Source organism: Bacillus sp. FSL K6-1145, assembly GCF_038003425.1.
GTDB classification, from domain to species: Bacteria; Bacillota; Bacilli; order Bacillales; family Bacillaceae; genus Bacillus; species Bacillus pumilus.
The window spans coordinates 718,438-737,646 of the sequence record NZ_JBBOPC010000001.1 but is presented as its reverse complement, the minus strand read 5'-3'; the positions used below and the strand labels follow the sequence as shown (position 1 = coordinate 737,646).

The 19,209-nt window shown below is 41.2% G+C and carries 15 protein-coding genes; 7 read left to right on the top strand and 8 right to left on the bottom strand.

Going from position 1 to position 19,209, the window contains the following annotated elements; all coding sequences use genetic code 11:
• Positions 1-12: 12 nt before the first annotated feature.
• Positions 13-384, top strand: coding sequence for a hypothetical protein (locus tag MHH41_RS03485; protein WP_003214092.1), 372 nt, complete (start codon positions 13-15; stop codon positions 382-384).
• Between the two features lie 54 nt (positions 385-438).
• Here MHH41_RS03485 and MHH41_RS03480 read toward each other — a convergent pair whose 3' ends face one another.
• Together MHH41_RS03480 and MHH41_RS03475 are read right to left on the bottom strand one after the other, a co-directional pair.
• Positions 439-1,293: an SMI1/KNR4 family protein gene (locus MHH41_RS03480; RefSeq protein WP_340865693.1), complete on the bottom strand. Its 855-nt coding sequence runs from the start codon at positions 1,291-1,293 to the stop codon at positions 439-441.
• A gap of 108 nt (positions 1,294-1,401) precedes the next feature.
• Positions 1,402-2,376: a tRNA dihydrouridine synthase gene (locus tag MHH41_RS03475; RefSeq protein ID WP_050945748.1), complete on the bottom strand. Its 975-nt coding sequence runs from the start codon at positions 2,374-2,376 to the stop codon at positions 1,402-1,404.
• Between the two features lie 691 nt (positions 2,377-3,067).
• Between MHH41_RS03475 and MHH41_RS03470 the strand changes: the two genes are divergently transcribed.
• A complete protein-coding gene (locus tag MHH41_RS03470) occupies positions 3,068-3,640 on the top strand; it encodes a hypothetical protein (protein ID WP_340865692.1) in 573 nt (190 codons plus the stop codon).
• A 165-nt stretch (positions 3,641-3,805) separates the two neighbouring features.
• On the opposite strand, the gene rlmD is transcribed toward MHH41_RS03470, so the two are convergent.
• Together rlmD and MHH41_RS03460 are read right to left on the bottom strand one after the other, a co-directional pair.
• Positions 3,806-5,185, bottom strand: coding sequence for a 23S rRNA (uracil(1939)-C(5))-methyltransferase RlmD (gene rlmD, locus MHH41_RS03465; RefSeq protein WP_340865691.1), 1,380 nt, complete (start codon positions 5,183-5,185; stop codon positions 3,806-3,808).
• Between the two features lie 60 nt (positions 5,186-5,245).
• Positions 5,246-6,154, bottom strand: coding sequence for a diacylglycerol kinase (locus MHH41_RS03460; protein WP_050945745.1), 909 nt, complete (start codon positions 6,152-6,154; stop codon positions 5,246-5,248).
• 181 nt (positions 6,155-6,335) lie between these two features.
• Here MHH41_RS03460 and MHH41_RS03455 point away from each other — a divergent pair, with 181 nt between their 5' ends.
• The gene (locus MHH41_RS03455; protein WP_340865690.1) at positions 6,336-7,289 is read left to right on the top strand and encodes a nucleoside hydrolase; all 954 of its coding nucleotides are present in this window, start codon (positions 6,336-6,338) and stop codon (positions 7,287-7,289) included.
• A 31-nt stretch (positions 7,290-7,320) separates the two neighbouring features.
• Here the strand turns inward: MHH41_RS03455 and MHH41_RS03450 are convergent, their stop codons facing one another.
• On the bottom strand, positions 7,321-10,530 hold the full coding sequence (locus MHH41_RS03450; RefSeq protein ID WP_003213881.1) for an efflux RND transporter permease subunit: 3,210 nt from the start codon (positions 10,528-10,530) through the stop codon (positions 7,321-7,323).
• 131 nt (positions 10,531-10,661) lie between these two features.
• Between MHH41_RS03450 and MHH41_RS03445 the strand changes: the two genes are divergently transcribed.
• Positions 10,662-11,507, top strand: coding sequence for a TetR/AcrR family transcriptional regulator (locus tag MHH41_RS03445; RefSeq protein ID WP_003214065.1), 846 nt, complete (start codon positions 10,662-10,664; stop codon positions 11,505-11,507).
• 188 nt (positions 11,508-11,695) lie between these two features.
• On the opposite strand, the gene gatB is transcribed toward MHH41_RS03445, so the two are convergent.
• Genes gatB through gatC form a run of 3 tightly spaced genes read right to left on the bottom strand, consistent with a single transcriptional unit; the run spans position 11,696 to position 14,902 of the window.
• Positions 11,696-13,126 (bottom strand): Asp-tRNA(Asn)/Glu-tRNA(Gln) amidotransferase subunit GatB, encoded by a 1,431-nt coding sequence (gene gatB, locus MHH41_RS03440; protein WP_003214292.1) that lies wholly within the window; start codon positions 13,124-13,126, stop codon positions 11,696-11,698.
• A gap of 13 nt (positions 13,127-13,139) precedes the next feature.
• On the bottom strand, positions 13,140-14,597 hold the full coding sequence (gene gatA, locus MHH41_RS03435) for an Asp-tRNA(Asn)/Glu-tRNA(Gln) amidotransferase subunit GatA (protein ID WP_251191460.1): 1,458 nt from the start codon (positions 14,595-14,597) through the stop codon (positions 13,140-13,142).
• A gap of 14 nt (positions 14,598-14,611) precedes the next feature.
• Positions 14,612-14,902 (bottom strand): Asp-tRNA(Asn)/Glu-tRNA(Gln) amidotransferase subunit GatC, encoded by a 291-nt coding sequence (gatC, locus tag MHH41_RS03430; protein WP_003213898.1) that lies wholly within the window; start codon positions 14,900-14,902, stop codon positions 14,612-14,614.
• A gap of 423 nt (positions 14,903-15,325) precedes the next feature.
• Between gatC and putP the strand changes: the two genes are divergently transcribed.
• The 3 genes from putP (at position 15,326) to MHH41_RS03415 (ending at position 19,186) form a co-directional block, all read left to right on the top strand.
• Positions 15,326-16,807, top strand: coding sequence for a sodium/proline symporter PutP (putP, locus tag MHH41_RS03425; protein ID WP_126741168.1), 1,482 nt, complete (start codon positions 15,326-15,328; stop codon positions 16,805-16,807).
• Positions 16,808-16,974: 167 nt separating this feature from the next.
• Positions 16,975-17,667, top strand: coding sequence for an MgtC/SapB family protein (locus tag MHH41_RS03420; RefSeq protein ID WP_050945740.1), 693 nt, complete (start codon positions 16,975-16,977; stop codon positions 17,665-17,667).
• A 112-nt stretch (positions 17,668-17,779) separates the two neighbouring features.
• Entirely contained in the window at positions 17,780-19,186 is a 1,407-nt protein-coding gene (locus tag MHH41_RS03415; RefSeq protein ID WP_003214312.1) for an alkaline phosphatase, read from the top strand.
• Positions 19,187-19,209 lie beyond the last annotated feature (23 nt).

Here is a 19,209-nt window from a genome sequence, read left to right as displayed (position 1 = left end):
GGAGTGAAGAAAATGTCAGATCAACAGCACAATGCAGCACACGAAGAAGAAGAGGAATTTAACGTATACGACATGCTTCCGCCCGCAGGAACAATCATTGGAGAAGCAACAGAAGAAGAAATGGAAGCTGCGGCAGCATTAGAAGTGAGACATGTCGCGTTCATGCGCCTTCAAGATATGTTCATTCAATTTGATGGCTCGTCTTACAAAGACTTATTAAAAGACTTCCAAGAATTCGAATTGGATTCAACAAAATTCTGGAGAGCCATTGCTAGACGCCTGCAAGTTCCATACGAATGGCCAATCCGACTCGACCACGCAAACGGCCCTATTTATATAGGTGAAACAGAGGATAGCCGTGAGGTTGAGGAGAGTGCGGAGTAAGGAAATGGTGACCCCCTTTTTGGTGAGGGGGTCTATTTTAAAAATGATAAATACTTATTCCTCTAAATCAAATTCAAATGCGATTGATATATTAATGGCAATGTTATGCATCTCATCTATTTCTGATTGACTCAATTGTTTCGCAAAACGACGTGCATGCTCGACAACATCAGCATGCTGCTTAATCATTTCATCATTCATTATAAAGATCGTATTGATTGCCCAGCCAGCAGTCGTTAACATTTCTTCGTTCTGAAGGGTGTCCATATATGTTTCTACTTCAGAAAAAATCCACTTGATATCATCAATTTGTTCTACTTGGAAATTCGCGATTTTTGAAAGCTGCTCAGGGTCTTTGGTTAAAAAGATATCTTTCACTTCTTCTTTTGATAATGGTTTATTCTGCTTTTCATATTCAGCCTGCCACTCTTCATCTGACATCCCATCTTCTTCACTATCCTCTGCGGTATAATGCCCCGCAAGCAATTCATCAAACGAATCCGCTAATTTGAAATCCGTCTCATATTCTAGATCAAAGTAATGAATCGGCGGATGCTCCTTTGTTTCTCTGTAATCCAATGCAATCCAAGTATGACCATCCCCACAAATGAGCACAAGTCCCTCAGGCAATTCCCATTCTTCTATTAAATAATCACTATCCATAATGCCTTCATTTTTAGCAATTCCTCTTAAATGATCAAATGACACATGATCCTCTGCCCATCCATTCGGCTGGTCCGTTGGGAAAGCGTTATGCAGGGTATACCCACCATTTTGTTCGAGGATAAGTTTCTTATATGTATCAGGCAGGATGACGCCTAGCTTCTTTTCCGCTTTTGCAATGCCTTTCTCATTGATTTTCTTAAATGTCTCTTCACTTTCTATGTCTGTATCCCAAAATGATTTCAAATAAAATACCTCCAATTGTTATTTCTATCTCATTTTACCATTTAAGCGAACTAGTTTAATAGTCCTATTTAATAAAAAAAGAGAAGGGTTCCCCCCTCCTCTTGTTGGTCATGATTGTTCTTGATTTCTCGCTTCAAATTCATCCAGCATTGCACGCACTTCATCTGTTGATGATGTATTCATTAATTGATTTCTTAGGAAACTCGCTCCTCTGAACCCTTTTACATAAATCTTAAAGAAACGGTGCAGTGCCTTGAATGGACGCAAGCCTAGTGATGAGTATTGATCATGAAGATCAAGATGTAATCTTAAAAGACCAAGCAGTTCATCACTCGTATGCTCCTTCGGCTCTTTTTCAAAAGCAAATGGGTTATGGAAAATCCCGCGCCCAATCATCACACCGTCCACTCCATACTGTTCAGCGAGCTTTAAGCCCGTTTGACGATCAGGAATATCACCATTGATCGTCAAAAGCGTATCAGGTGCTACTTCATCACGAAGTTTTATAATCTCAGGAATGAGCTCCCAATGCGCATCCACCTGGCTCATTTCCTTTCTAGTACGAAGGTGGATCGATAAGTTCACAATGTCTTGCTCCAAAATGTGTCTGAGCCAATCGCGCCATTCATCGACCTCTGTAAAACCAAGTCTTGTTTTCACACTGACAGGCAGTCCCCCAGCTTTTGCAGCTTGAATCAGTTCTGCCGCAACGTCTGGACGAAGAATCAATCCACTGCCCTTCCCGTTTTGCGTGACATTCGGGACAGGACAGCCCATATTAATATCAAGCCCCTGAAACCCTAATTCCGCCATTCCAATGCTCATTTGTCTAAAGTTCTCAGGCTTGTCTCCCCAAATATGAGCAACAATTGGCTGCTCATCCTCTGTGAAAGTTAAACGCCCCTTCACACTTTGAATCCCATCAGGATGGCAATAGCTCTCACTGTTCGTAAACTCTGTGAAAAACACATCCGGTCTCGCCGCCTCACTCACAACATGACGAAACACAACATCTGTCACTTCTTCCATTGGTGCTAATATAAAAAATGGCCGCGGTAAATCACGCCAGAAATTTTTACTCATCTTTCATCCAATTCCTCTCATGACATAGCGCCCTTTAAGGGCATGTCCTTCTATAAAGTCTTTCAGCAATTTTTATCATTATATACTTTTGTAAGGATTCAACGCAAAAGGAATATAAAATGAACAAAATACTATCAGCACTTTATAAAATATCAAAAATTTGAGGAGACGTAAACGCCGTTCAAAAGCTACTTCTGGGAAACGTGTCACGCGACGGGCAACAGGAACAGCATCCGGCAAACTAATGAAAAGATATTCAAATAAAAAGCCCTATACAGGGGCTTTTTAAATTGTAATTGCCTTTTCTGTTACATGATAAGTGTTAGAAGTAATGATTTTATCAAGTGACCAACCGGCAGCGAATAACACAGAAAAAATTGTTAAACTGATAAAATACAGTACTAAGATACAATTCATTCTTAGTATGGTTTTTGTTACAATTTTTGTGTATCGCATAGATAAAAGTGATTTTCTTAAAAGCTGCTGCTTGGATCAGAAAACATTCTGCCAAAATCGCAAAAGTAATGGATAAAGGGGAAAAGTGGACAGAAAAACAGTTCACAAATGCTTTTATTAAGATGGGTGCCCCTAGAGATGTTGCTAAAACTTTGGCAAAATTCATCATTAATCTTATTTAAATAAACAATAAGTGCTATTAGTTTCTAATAGCACTTTTTTATGGAGGGTATTCATGTCTTTTTCTTATGTGATTTTATTGACTTTTTTAATACTCCTTTTAGTATCTATCATACTCTATACTTTTTTAAGAAAGAAAAACGTTGTAGATGAAGCCCCTGGCGCTATTGCTGCCGTTCTTCTTATTTTGCTTATATTTTTTTCCCTAAGTTTAGTTATTGTCCTTCCAACTGCCATGCTTTACCTAGTCTCATTGGGAGTAAATTTTCTTTTCGGTGAATACATCACTTATGATTCATTTTTTTCTATGATTACCTTCTCGTTGTTAGTTAGCATCATTGTGATTTTTTGGTCATTTATCGTTTTATTTATAGGGAAAGGAATCACTTTTTTGTTGAAGGTCCCAAATTGGATAACTTATATTTTAGAATTTTTTGCTTCGTGGGCTCTTATTTACTTCACGATTAAATATGTACTAAATTTGAAGATAATTGAAGTTTCTATATGGGGAAATGGGGTATTGATTTTATCTTTCTTTGTTAGCTTTTTATACATCGGACTTGATATCATATCCTCTGCGCTTGATCAAAAGAATCAAAATATAGAAGAAGAACCCCCTATCCAATAATGGAGAAGGGGTTTTATTCATTTCATAGCTTTTTCTATCTATATTCATATGTCTATAGAGTTTTATTTTAATAGCATTTCAAGCGAATTTTTCATTCTAACGGAGGGGAAGCAAAAATAAGAATATCCCGATATCGATATTTTTCACGAAATCGGGATATCTCAATTAATGATTGATTACAAGACTTGCCACGCACTCCACATGACTCGTATGCGGAAACATATCCACTGGCTGCACTTCCTCCGTCACATACCCACCATCTTCAAGAATACGCAAATCACGAGCTAGCGTCCCAGGATTACAGGAAACATAAACAACGCGATTTGGCTTCATCTTTAAAATCGTATCAAGCAGTGCTTCGTCACAGCCTTTTCTTGGTGGATCGACGACGAGGGTGTCTGCTTTGATGCCTTCTTTATACCAGTTTGGGATGACGGTTTCTGCTTCGCCGACTGCGAATTCGACGTTATTGATCTCGTTTAAGGCAGCGTTGCGTTTTGCGTCTTCAATTGCTTCTGGCACAATTTCTACGCCATATACTCTGCCTGCTTTTTGTGCGAGAAATAAAGAGATCGTCCCGATTCCGCAATACGCATCAATAACAGTTTCTTCTCCTTGCAGCTCGGCATATTCAAGCGCTTTGTCATAAAGCACCTTTGTTTGAGCTGGGTTCACTTGATAAAACGAGCGGGCTGAAATAGCAAATTTGATGTCGCCAATCGTGTCATAAATGTATTCTTCTCCCCATAAAACAGTCGTTTCGTCTCCGAAAATAACATTTGTTTTCTTTGAATTCACGTTTTGCACAATTGACCGAACGTGTGGGAAGCGTGCTATAATCTGCTCAATCACCTGCTGCTTTTGCGGAAAGTCAGCCGTTCTAGTAACAAACACAACCATCATTTCACCCGTTGCAATACCGTAGCGAACCATCACATGACGTAGCCAGCCTTTATGACGTTCTTCGTTATATGCTTTCATACCAAACGCATTGCATATGTCTTTTACTGCCTGTACCACTTCGTCATTTTCTGACTGCTGGATCAAACATTTTTCCATATCGATGATTTCATGGGTACGCTGCTGATAAAATCCTGCAACTAGTCCGCCTTCGCGTTCGCCAATTGGAACTTGTGCTTTGTTTCTGTAATTCCAAGGGTCTTCCATGCCGAGTACAGGATGAACTTTTACACGGCTCATATCAAGCTTGCCGATCCGCTCTAAAACGTCCTTTACTTGTTTCTGTTTAAATAGCAGCTGGCCTTCATAGCTCATATGCTGAATTTGACAGCCGCCGCACTGCTTATAGATAGGACATGGCGCATCTTGCCTATGCTGACTTTCCTTTGTCAGCTCCATGAGTCGCCCAAAAGCAAATCCTTTTTTGACACGTGTGACTTTGATTTTCCCTTGTTCGTCAGGCAGTGCATTCGGTACAAAGACAGGGAATCCTTCAATTTTCGCTACACCTGCACCTTCGTGCGTTAAGTCTTCGAAGGTTACATTGTAGTATTCATTCTTTTCAACAGGCGGTTTCATTTTCACCAATTTTATCACCTCATTTGCAAAGAAAAACTTGGTGCCATAAGGAACCAAGTTCAATCTCTACCCTATTTTTTCAGCTGTTGCTTTTGGCACTATAAATTCAATATGACGATACAGGTTTTCAAATTCACCTGGCAGCATGCCGCCGAATTCGCCATCTAAATTTAATTGCATTTTATCTTTTACATCTACCTTCACGCGATTCGCTTTTGTGTAGATGACATTGTTATCATGAATATGCTCGCCTCGCAGTGCAAGGCTGACTACTCGAATGGCTTCTGCTAAATTGACCTTCTTTAAAATAATCAGGTCAAACATTCCATCATCTAAAACAGAATCTGGCGCTAGCTTTTCAAAGCCGCCTACTGAGTTTGTGAGTGAAACAAGAAACAGCATGATTTCTCCATGAAACAATTTGCCGTCATATTCAATTTCGACTTCTGTCGGGCGGATCGAAGGAAGCATCTCCATGCCTTTTAAATAATAAGCAAGCTGTCCAAGCATTGTCTTCAGCTTACTAGGCACTTCATAGGTGAGCTCTGTTAACCGGCCGCCGCCTGCAATATTAATAAAATAATGGCCATTGACTTTACCGATATCAAGCGGCTTCGCTATACCATCTATAATGGCATCTGTTGCTTTTAAAACACCTTCTCGTGGAATTCCAAGTGCTCTTGCGAAGTCATTTGTTGTTCCAACCGGAATAATTCCTAGTTTTGGTCTTTTTTCAAGCGGGGCTAGTCCGTTGACGACTTCATTGATCGTGCCGTCTCCACCTGCTGCTACAATTAAATCAAAGTCTCTCTGTGCGGCATTCTCAGCTGCTTGTGTCGCATCTCCTGCACATGTCGTTGCATGACAAGATGTTTCATAGCCAGCTTGTTCAAATTTTTGCAAAACCTGCGGCAAATTCTTCTTGAAGAGTTCACGCCCAGATGTCGGATTGTATATAATTCGAGCACGTTTCATTCATCATCATCCTATATTCATTATGCAATCTATTTTCACCACTAACAACCTTTAATTATACTATGAGATTTGAAAATGGCAACAGAACAACCACCTAATATGAGAAATCTCCTGCCACATTTCCCTCAGCAAGAAAGCATTCTGATAAGATAAAAGAAAACGCTGTAAAGGATGGTTTGCGATGAAAAAGCCTGTCTATTTTAATCATGATGGCGGTGTTGATGACCTCGTCTCGTTATTTCTTCTCCTTCAAATGGAACATCTGAAAGTGATTGGGACGTCTGTGATTCCTGCTGATTGTTATTTAGAGCCAGCTCTCAGTGCGTCTCAAAAAATCATTGATCGATTTAGCCCATATGAAATTGAAGTCGCTGCTTCAAATTCTAGAGGCGTCAATCCCTTTCCAAAAGAGTGGCGCATGCATGCTTTTTATGTAGACGCCTTACCTATCTTAAACGAGAAAGGCACTGTTGATACAAAAGTGTCCAAGCTTCCAGCACATCTTCATTTAATCGAAACTGTTAAAAAGTCTGCAGAACCTGTCACGCTGCTCTTTACAGGTCCGCTCACAGACCTTGCACGCGCCTTAGAAGAAGATCCTTCAATCTCTAATAAAATTGAAAAATTGGTATGGATGGGCGGTACGTTTCTTGAAAAAGGCAATGTTGAGGAACCCGAGCATGATGGGACAGCAGAATGGAATGCATTTTGGGACCCTTATGCTGTCAGCACTGTTTTTCAGGAACGCTTTCCTATTGAAATGGTCGCACTTGAGAGCACAAATCAAGTTCCGCTTACACCTGATATTCGTCAGCGGTGGGCTTCCCTTCGTTCTCATATCGGGATTGATTTTATCGGGCAGTGTTACGCCTTTTGCCCGCCTCTCATTCATCACGAAACCAACTCGACTTACTACTTATGGGACGTGCTGACAACGATCACTCTTGCTTCCTCATCATTTACTCGTTCAAAGGAAATGAATGCGATCGTTTACACCGAAACGCCAAAGCAAGGACGTACCGAAGAGCATACAGATGGAAAATCAATTCAAGTGATTGATCATGTCGATCGTGACGCATTTTTCCAAGCATTTGAAGAGCTTATGAAAAGAGCTGTTTGTCAGATTTCAACATAAAAAAGCCCCGCCATCAAAGCGGGGCCCCATCTCAATCTTCTTCTACGTATTTCTTTTTGCGTTTAAATTTGCTTAACACTTCGTATACGATTGGTACGATAACCAGTGTTAACAATGTTGAACTTGCGAGACCACCAATGACTGTGACGCCAAGTCCTTTTGAAACAATTTGGCTTCCGCCTTCAAATCCTAATGCTAATGGAAGAAGTGCCCCAATTGTCGCAAGTGCCGTCATTAAGATTGGACGTACTCTTATTGTACCAGCTTCCAGTAATGCCTCTCTTGTTGAGAGTCCTTCTTTCTCTTTATGAATGACTCGGTCAATTAAGACGATCGCGTTTGTCACAACAATTCCGATCAGCATGAGCAATCCAATCATGGCGTTTAAGCTGATGGTTTCTTTTGCTAAAAACAATCCAACGAGCGCGCCAATAATTGTAAATGGAAGCGAGAAGAGAATTGCAAATGGTGCAAGACCTCCGCCAAATGTGATGACGAGAACGAGATACACAATGGCAATCGCTGCGAGCATTGCGAGCCCAAGCTGTGTAAAGGATTCCTCAATATCCGCACTTACGCCGCCTGTGTCAATCGTTACGCCAGATTTCAGATCAAGCTTGTCGACTTTTTTCTGAACATCCTGTGTCACACTTGAGACATCATCTGTTGTCATGTCTCCAGACACTTCTGCGTAGATTTTTCCATCACGTTTTGTCACCGTATTCGCTGTCGTACCATTTCTTACTTTTACGACATCACCAATTCGGACTTCTTGCCCTGTTGGTGTTGTGATCTTTTTATTTTCTAAATCTTTTTTGCTCTTATATTCATCTTTTTCCGTTTGAAGATTCACATCAAGTTCTTTGCCGTCCTCAGTTACTTTCGTCAGTGTTGTTTCACTATTTTGAGGAGCAATCGCTTGAGCGATTTGTGAAGCAGTTAGACCCAGTTTCGCCAGTTTTTCTTGATCTGCATTAAACGTATATTCGTCGTATTTCTCAGATAAGCTTGTGCTGACATTTTTCAGGTTTTTCTCATCTTTTAAGATGTTCTCGACATCTTTTACTGTGCCTTCAATATCGCTTACTTTGTCACCGTAGACATAGTACGTTACTGTATTGCTTGCGCCAGCAGATGAGAAGTCTTGTGATTTCCATTCCCCTTTAGACGTTTTGTCTTGCAGGGCTTTGACCACTTTATCTTTTTCTTTATCAAAGTTTGGTGTGTCTTCATCATATTGTACGAAGAATAACGCACCGTTAGAATTGCCGCCTACACTTGCTGTCAGGGCATTTGAAGAGCCTAGTGAATATTGAACAGTATTGACATGGTCACGTTTGATCAAATATTCTTCTGCTTTTTTCGTTTCATCGATAGCTTGTTCTCTCGTTTGTCCAGGTTCAGGTGTATAAGTCACCATCGCCGTCTTCTCTGCTTCCTGTGGTAAGAAGCTGACACCGACAAGTGGTGCTAAGAATAAGCTTCCGACAAGCATAAGAATGGCAATTCCTGATGTGATCCATTTGTGGTTCAATGTCCAATTGAGTACACGTCTATAACCGCCAGCAAGCTTGCTTGGTTTATGTTCTTTTACCTTTTTCGCTGTGCCGTACAGGTTCTTTTTAAATAGACTGTGTGCCATCATTGGAACAATCGTAATGGCGACAAGGAGTGAAGCCATTAAAGCAAACACAATCGTTAATGCAAATGGGATGAATAGTTCACCAATCATTCCACCCACAAGTGCTAGCGGTAAGAAGACCGCAATTGTGACGATCGTCGAAGACATGATTGGAATAAACATTTCTTTTGTGGCTTCTTTAACGAGTTCTTTTCCTTTTAATGGCTCATCCTTTAATGCCATTCGTCGATATATGTTTTCTATGACAACAATGGAGTCATCAACAACACGCCCAATGGCGACGGTCATGGCACCAAGTGTCATGATATTTAGTGTGATATCCAGCTGATTTAATATTAAAACAGCAATCAACAGAGATAACGGAATGGAGATGACCGAAATTAAGGTTGATTTGATATCTCGAAGGAACAACATAATGATAATGATCGCAAAAATCGCTCCGATGATAGCCTTATTCAGCATTGTGCTAACGGACTCTTTAATCGGTTCTGCTTGATCATATGTGGTACTTACTTTGATTCCTTTGTTATCTTTCTTAAACTTCTCAAGTTCTTTTGTGACTGCTTCTGCTACACTTACTGTGTTGGCATCAGAGCCTTTGACAATTTGCAGACCGATACTGTCTTTTCCATTTGTTCTAGAGATCGATTCTGCATTCTTGACGACTTTAATATCCGCAATCTCAGAAAGCTTAATTGTCGGCAGCTCTACAGATTGACCGCTCGCTGCACTTCCACTAGGTTGCTGCTGGGCTGCTGCTTGCTGCTGACTTGCATTTCCAGCCTGCTGCTCCGCACCTTGCGCACCTGGGTTTTCAGCGCCGCTAGATGGTGCTCCAGCTCCACTGCTTGCACTTGGTGTGACAGGAATTCGCATGTTTTTCAAATCTTTGACGCTTAAAATATTGCCGTCCACGACAACTGATTTTTGTTTGTTGCCAAATGTGTATAAACCTAATGGCACATTCACATCAGAGCCTTTGATCATGTTTTGGACGGTTTCTTCATCTAAACCGTATTCTTTCAATTTTTTTTGTTTAAACGAAAATTCTACTTCTTTGATTTGCTGTCCAGAAGCTTCGACGGAAGATACACCGTCTAATCCTTCAAGTGAAGGGACAAGGTCACCTTCCACTTTTTTCGTCAGGTTTTCTAATGATTCTTTATCACCAGATACACTGAGTGCTAATATTGGAACCGCATTGATACTAAAGCGTGCGATTTTTGGTTTTTCTGCATTTTCCGGAAAATTGATGTTGTTAACCGCATCTTCAATTTCCTTTTTTGCTTCATCCATGTCTTTGTTATAATCGTACTCGACTTGAATCGATGAAGCATTTTCAAAAGAATTGGATGTGACCACATTGACTCCGTTTAGGTTTTGAATAGACTTCTCAATTGGATCGGTCACCTTATCTGATACTTCGTCCGGCGTTGCGCCAGGATACGTTGTAGAAACCGTAATGACTGGAGTGTTGATATTCGGGATTGATTCTTGTTTCATATTCAATCCAGCATATAGACCAGCAACTGTTACGATAATTGTCATGAGCCATACAGCGAACTTATTCTTTAATACAAAATTGATGATCGAATTCATTATGTCCTCCATTTTCCTTTATGTATTGACTGACTGGTCATTCTATATCATAATAAACGGTGATATACAATGCCGTCAACCATTTCTCTTGCGTTTGACGTAACATTCTAAAGCTGAAGGGGCCTTATTTCATGAACGAAAAAAAAGAAAAAATCATTAAAGCAAGCATCCAGTTGTTTGCGAAAAAGGGTTTTTCTTCTACGACCATTCAGGAAATAGCAGATGAGTGCGGAATATCGAAAGGCGCGTTTTATTTGCATTTCAAATCAAAAGAACAGCTTTTCAACCGAGCGTTTGAATATTATATCGACACTTCTATGCAAACTATTGAAACGATTCGAAAAGAGAATCAGCATCTCGCACCGAGAGAGATCTTCCAGAAGCAAATCGCTGAACAGTTTCAGCATTTTGCTGAGAACAAGGATTTTATCATTTTGATCCTCAGCGAGAACATTATTCCAGAAAACCAGCAAATTAAAAAGTATTCAAAAACTGTGAAAAAGCAAATGAATGATGAAATTCAAATTTCCATCTTGACCACTTATGGACAGGAGATCGAACCATTTATAACTGACCTGTCAGTCATGATTCAAGGAATCATCCAATCGTATGTGCAGGTGCTGCTTTTACAAGATCAGATGCAATTATCATTTGATGAGCTCTCTTCCTTTATACTCGAACGATTAGATGATTTGGTTCAAGGTATGCTTCGTTCTCAGACGAAACCGATCTTAAAGCCAACCATTTGGGACGATGAAGCGCCGAGCGCTGCATCCCTAGAAGAGGAGCTTCGTTTGTTAAAGCTTGAGCATTTGCTTTCTGATGATACCCTTGTATCCATTGAAGTCATTGAAGAAGAACTGGCGAAAGCTGAGCCTCGTAAGCCAGTCATTCAAGGGATGCTGACGAATTTAGAAAAGTGTGAGGACCCTGCTGTCATAAGAGTAGTCGAACAATTGAAGCTGTTTCTTTCATAACTTTACGTGCTGTTTTTCCGGTTCGTTCACCTTTATCCCCCTTCGAATGTGCACTTTCGCTTATACTTCATTATAAGAAAAGAATCTCCGAATTAATATACGGCGGTGGTCTGAATCTATTATAAGACCCTGTCAGTTCAAGCAAAAAAAACCGCCTCTTCTCATGAGGCGGTTTTTGCTATTGTTCATTAGCGTTTTTTGATTTCTTCTAGGAGAATCTTGTTGACCATCGGCGGGTTTGCTTGTCCCTTCGATGCTTTCATGATTTGTCCGACTAAGAAACCAATCGCGCGATCTTTTCCGTTTTTAAAGTCTTCGATGGATTGCGGGTTGTTATCAAGTGCTTCTGTGACAAGTTTGAGCAGGGCACCTTCGTCAGAAATTTGGACAAGTCCTTTTTCTTTGACGATTGTTTCTGCGTCTCCCCCATTTTCAATCAGCTCTTTGAATACCTTTTTGGCAATCTTAGAAGAAATCGTTCCTTTTTCGATGAGATTGATCATGCCAGCCAGGCCTTGCGGCGTTAGCTTTGTATCTTCCAGCTCTTTTTGAGCTGAATTTAAGTAGGCAGATACTTCTCCCATCAACCAGTTTGAAGCTTGCTTCGCTTCTGCACCTTCTGAAATGGTTGCTTCAAAGAAATCAGACATTTCTTTTGTCAGCGTCAGCACCATCGCATCATATGCAGGAAGCCCAAGCTCATCGATGTAGCGTTTGCGGCGCTCGTCTGGAAGCTCTGGAATCGATGCTCTTACGCGTTCTTTCCACTCATCATCAATGTACAGCTCCACCAAATCTGGTTCTGGGAAGTAACGGTAATCATCTGAGCCCTCTTTGACACGCATGAGGATCGTCTTTTTAGACGCTTCGTCATAGCGGCGAGTTTCTTGTTCGATCAAGCCGCCAGAAAGCAATACTTGCTCTTGGCGTTTCTCTTCGAATTCAAGACCTTTTTGTACGAAAGCAAATGAGTTCAAGTTCTTGAGCTCTGTTTTCGTTCCAAACTCTTCACGGCCAATCGGACGAAGTGAAATATTGGCATCACAGCGAAGTGAGCCTTCTTCCATCTTACAGTCAGATACGCCTGTATATTGAATAATAGATTTTAGTTTTTCTAAGTACGCATACGCTTCTTCTGGTGTGCGAATGTCTGGCTCAGATACGATTTCAACAAGCGGTGTGCCTTGACGGTTGAAGTCAACAAGTGAATATCCGTCGCCTGTGTGTGTCAGTTTACCTGCATCCTCTTCCAAATGGAGACGCGTAATACCGATTCGTTTCGTTTTTCCTTCTACTTCAATTTCAATCCAGCCGTTTTCACCGATCGGTTTATCAAATTGAGAAATTTGATACGCCTTTGGGTTATCAGGATAGAAGTAGTTTTTACGGTCAAATTTTGTATCTGTTGCGATCTCGCAGTTTAGCGCCATTGCTGCTTTCATTGCAAAGTTCACCGCTTCTTTGTTCAATACAGGCAGTACGCCAGGATATCCAAGGTCGATGACACTTGTTTGCGTGTTGGCAGCTGCACCAAAAGGTGTCGGCGAGCTGGAGAAAATTTTTGATTGTGTTTTTAGCTCAACGTGGACTTCAAGTCCAATTACCGTTTCAAAGTTCATTCTGATTCACCCCTTACAGTTCAGGTTTTGCTTTATGATGATCTGTTGCTTGCTCGAAAGCGTGAGCCACGCGGTAAACCGTTCCTTCATCAAAGTGCTTACCAATGATTTGCAGTCCTAACGGAAGACCGTTTGCAAATCCACAAGGCACACTGATTCCTGGAACGCCTGCAAGGTTCACAGGGATCGTTAAAATATCGTTCGCGTACATCGTCAGTGGATCGCTTGTCTTTTCACCAATGTTAAATGCAGGAGTTGGCGTTGTTGGCCCTACAATGACATCATACTTTTCAAAAACATCTTCGAAGTCTTTTTTGATCAATGTACGGACTTTTTGCGCCTTTTTATAGTATGCATCATAATATCCTGAGCTAAGAGCGAATGTGCCAAGCATGATGCGGCGTTTCACTTCGTTTCCAAAGCCTTCAGAACGAGTATTTTTGTATAAATCAATCAGGTTTTCTGCATTATCTGTACGGTAGCCATAGCGGATGCCGTCAAAACGCGCAAGGTTTGCAGATGCTTCTGAAGAAGACAGTAAGTAGTAAGTCGCAAGCGCATATTTAGAATGCGGAAGAGACACTTCTTCCCATGTGGCACCAAGTCCTTCTAATACTTTTAACGCTTGAAGAACAGACTCTTTTGCTTCCTCGCCAACACCTTCTCCAAGGTATTCTTTTGGCACTGCAATTTTCATGCCTTTGATGTCTCCAGTTAATGGAGAAAGAAAATCTGGGACGTCGACATTTGCACTCGTTGCGTCCATTTGATCGACTCCAGCAATCGCTTGAAGAACGTATGCATTGTCCTCAACGTTACGCGTAATCGGCCCGATTTGATCTAATGAAGAAGCAAATGCGATTAAGCCGTATCTAGATACACGGCCATACGTCGGCTTCAGACCCACAACGCCGCAGAATGATGCCGGCTGGCGAATCGAACCGCCCGTATCTGATCCAAGTGAGAATGGTACTTCACCTGCTGCAACAGAAGCTGCTGAGCCACCACTTGATCCACCTGGAACAGTGTTTAAATTCCAAGGGTTTTTCGTTGCTTTGTAGCCTGAGTTCTCTGTAGAAGATCCCATTGCAAATTCGTCCATATTTAATTTACCGATTGTGACTGCTTCCGCATCTCTTAAACGATTGACAACCGTTGCATCATAAATAGGATCAAAGTTTTGCAGGATTTTACTAGATGCTGTTGTACGTAAATCCTTTGTGACGATGTTATCTTTCACACCGATTGGCATACCGAACAATAGACCAAGCTCGTCCTTTTCACCAACTGCCTCGTCCAATTCCTTTGCATACGCACGAGCTTTCTCTTCGTCCAGTGCAAGGAATGCTTGTACTTTCCCGTCTACTTCATTGATTCGTTTATAAGACTCGTCCACTAAATCAGAAACAGACAGTTCCTTTTTATGTAAAAGCTCTTTTAATTCAGAAATTTTGTGATCAAACAGTGACATGCCTCAGGCCTCCTTTAGTCCAAAATTGATGGCACACGAATATAGCCGTCTTTATGATCAGGCGCGTTTTTGATGACTGCCTCAATGGAAAGACCTTTATTCGGAACATCTTCTCTCATGACGTTTTTCATTTTTAATACGTGTGTTGTTGGTTCAACGTTTTCCGTATCTACCTCGTTTAACTGCTCTGCAAATGAAATGATGCTATCAAGCTGTTCAGTAAACATTTCAGCTTCTTCTTCTGTAATTGCAAGCCGTGCCAAATGCGCCACGTGCTTTACTTCTTCTATTGAAATTCTAGACATGCAGGTTCACCTCCAAAAATGATACGTGTTCGTGGTCATGATCATAAGTCATATACACTTTATCATATCAAATTTTACTGTTCTAAAGCAACTTTACACAGGCGCAGCAAGAGCCCTTTTCTCTCGAAGCATCATAGTGATCCAACAGATAAAGAAAATAGTCATGCAGACCACCTTTTATTTTCAGAAAATTTTTACTTTTATTCACTTTTGTAAGCGTATACAAACTGATTCGTATCACCGATCTGTCCATTTTTTCTTCAAAATGAGGAGGTTTAAGAAGGTTGATCACTTGGGAATACTCTGTTAGGTTAAGTAACCATAGCAGTGAGAAGGGCATTCAATCAAAAAACTAGCCCTGACACTTCTGGATATTTTGATTGAGGTGATGTCAAATTTATACGAAAAAGGTGAGAACACAAAATGAGTATTGAAGTTACAATTTCCTTATCTATTTATTTTATCGGGATGCTTGCCATCGGTTGGTATGCATTCAGGAAAACACATGATTTAAATGATTATATGCTTGGTGGACGCGGACTTGGTCCATTCGTTACAGCTCTTTCAGCAGGTGCTGCGGATATGAGCGGCTGGATGCTGATGGGTGTACCAGGTGAAATGTATAAAACAGGTTTATCGACTACCTGGCTTGCGATTGGTCTCATCGTCGGTGCTTACTTAAACTATCTCATTCTTGCACCCCGTTTACGTTCTTATACAGAAATTGCTGATGATGCCATTACAATTCCTGATTTCTTTGATAAACGATTCAAAGGATCATCTTCTTTATTAAAAGCTGTATCAGCTGTCATCATTTTAATTTTCTTTACGCTGTATACATCGTCTGGGATGGTATCAGGCGGACGTTTATTTGAGTCAGCATTTGGTGCACACTACATGTTTGGACTGATTTTGACGTCAAGTATTGTTATTTTGTATACATTGTTTGGTGGATTCCTGGCAGTGAGCTTAACTGACTTTGTCCAAGGGGCTATCATGTTTTTAGCATTAGTGCTCGTGCCGATCGTTGCCTTTACACAATTAGGCGGACCTGTTGCTACATTCCAAGATATTCAACAGATTGATCCTAAATTGCTTGATATTTTTAGAGGAACGAGCGTCATTGGCATTATATCCTTCCTCGCTTGGGGACTAGGTTACTTTGGACAACCGCATATTATCGTGCGCTTTATGGCGATTACGTCCGTCAAAGACTTAAAACCAGCACGCCGCATCGGAATGAGCTGGATGATTATTTCAGTAATTGGTTCACTATCTGTCGGTTTAGTCGGTGTTGCCTATGTTCATGAAACGGGTATGAACCTTGCTGACCCTGAAACGATCTTTATCGTCTTTTCTAAGGTGCTGTTCCATCCATATATCACTGGATTTTTACTTTCTGCTATTTTAGCGGCGATTATGAGTTCAATTTCGTCTCAGCTGCTTGTCACGGCAAGTGCGATGACAGAGGATTTATACAGAACGTTCTTTAGAAAAAAAGCATCTGATAAAGAGCTCGTGATGATTGGCCGTATGTCTGTACTCGTTGTCGCTGTAATTGCCCTTTGCCTTTCACTTAATCCAAGTGATACCATTCTTGATCTTGTCGGTTATGCGTGGGCTGGATTTGGTTCTTCATTCGGTCCAGTCATCTTACTTTGCCTATACTGGAAGCGAATGAATCATCATGGTGCCCTTGTTGGGATGATTGTTGGTGCAATAGTCGTTCTCACATGGATCACGACAGGCCTTAACCATGCAACAGGTATTTATGAAATGATTCCTGGCTTTACGTTAAGTGGATTAGCTGCCATTATTGTGAGCTTATTGACAAGTAAGCCGTCAAAAGCATCAAAACAGCTATTTAACAAAATGGAAAATCATCTTGAAGAAGAAACAAAATAAAGAACATGAAGGGTCGTCTGCCTTATGCGGATGACTCTCTTTTTAAATTAAATAAAAAGCTTTTCTTTCTTCCGATTCTGAATAAAATAAGAGTTGTGCAGCCATATGGGCTGTGAGAAGATCATATACATGATGTGAAACGTACATGAAGTGAAGGAGCGATACGCATGTTTTGGACAATTGAATGGGATACAGTCTTAAAATTAGCCGTGGCCACCTTAATCGGTTTGATTATTGGGCTTGAACGCGAGCTGAAGAAAAAGCCGCTCGGCTTAAAAACGTGTATTGTCATTGCTGTCAGCTCCTGCGTGTTAACCATCATCAGCATTGATGCAGCCTACAATTTCCCTCGAGTCTCTAGGCTTCAAATGGACCCACTCAGGTTACCGGCGCAAATTATATCTGGTGTTGGTTTTATTGGAGCAGGTGTGATTCTGAGAAAAAGCAATGACGTCATCTCAGGTCTTACGACTTCTGCGATGATCTGGGGAGCAGCAGGACTTGGGGTTGCAACAGGTGCAGGATTTTATAAAGAAGCCTTCCTCAGTCTTTTCTTTATTCTGGTTAGTGTCGAATTTCTACCATGGCTCTTCCAGCGGATCGGACCGATTCGCTTACAGGAAAAAGAAATCCGCATCAGAATGTCTCTTTCTGATCGAAACCGTATGACGGATATTTTAAAAGAAATGAAAGCCCTCAACATTCGCATTCATTCTGTTCGTATTGATGATTTAACAGAAAAGAACTATCCGATTATGGAAGTACGTGTACGCGTGCATAAAGATCGCTATACAACCGATGTGTATTTTGATATTAAAGATCTAGAAGGCGTCGTTGGCGTCAAGTGTGATACGGTATAAAAGGTGATGAGGCAAAAGTCTCATCCCTTTTTTTATGGGAAAAGGGGTTGAACCATTGCCCTCATTCAAATAAAATACAAATTATGAAATAAATGATAAAAGGGGATTTTTCATGGGCTCTATGGATCGTAAAAAACGTATTTTTCTTATGAGTGGGATTCTAGCGGTACTCGTATTCGCTGCTTTATTGACCTCACATTATGTCACTCCCGTCTCAACAAATGCAGCAGACAAGAAACAAACGAAAACACCAAAAAATGTTATTTTTATCGTTGGCGATGGAATGGGGATGCCCGTGATCAAAGCCTACCGCACATTCAAGCAGGAAAAGCTTGGTTCTCCAAAAGCACAAACCGTCTGGGACCCGTATTTAGTCGGGATGCAGACCACACACCCAGATGATCCTCGAGATAATATTACCGACTCAGCTGCCGCAGCCACGGCCATGGCGACTGGAAAAAAGACATACAATGATGCCATCGCCGTCAACCAAGAAAAAGAACCTCTTAGAAGTGTCGTTGAAGCAGCAAAGGAAGCACAAATGAAAACAGCCTTTGTTGTCTCATCTGACATCACCGATGCTACACCTGCCGCTTTTGGCACACATAACGTCTCCCGAAAAAACAAAGAACAAATTGCAGACCACTTTTATGATGAGAAAATAGGCGGAGAGCACAAAGTTGATATCCTTCTAGGTGGCGGCATGCAATATTTTGACCGAAAAGACCGTGATCTTGTGAAAGAATTTGAGAAGAGCGGTTATTCCATACTAAGGTCAAAAGATGATTTAACCTCCCAATCATCTTCGAAAATGCTCGGCTTATTCCAGGAGGACGAGCTGGATCGAGCCATTGATCGTCCAAAGCATGTGCCTACCTTAAAAGACATGACGCAGTCAGCATTAGCCCAATTAAATCAAGACAATTCGCATGGGTTTTTCATGCTGCTTGAAGGTAGTACCATTGATTCTGCTGGACATGAAAATGATGTGGTCGGCGCAATGAGTGAGATGGAGGATTTTGAGAAAGCAGTCCAAGCGGCTCTTCAATTCGCTAAAAAGGATCAAGAAACACTCGTTGTCATCACAGCAGATCATGCGACTGGCGGCTTTTCGTTTGGTGCAGACGGCATGACAAGTGAAACTGGATATAAATGGGACCCAGCACCTATTTTAGCTGCTAAGAAAACACCAGTGTATATGGCAAAGAAAATCGCAGGCGGACAATCGGTACGTGATGTCCTTCACACCCATATTGATTTCTCGCTCACAAATGAGGAAATCTCACAGGTGGAGAAAGCGGCACAATCAGGGAAGGCCAGTACAATTCAACTCAGCATTCAACACATCTTTGATCAGCGTTCTTTCTCAGGCTGGACAACCTTTGCTCATACAGGTGAGGATGTCCCTGTCTATGCATATGGACCTGGTAAAGCAGCATTTCAAGGCTGGATCGATAATACAAAGCAAGGAAAGAACCTGTTTCATATCATTGAATCACCGTCCACCTATCGCCCATAAAAAAACAATCCCCGCCTCATCAC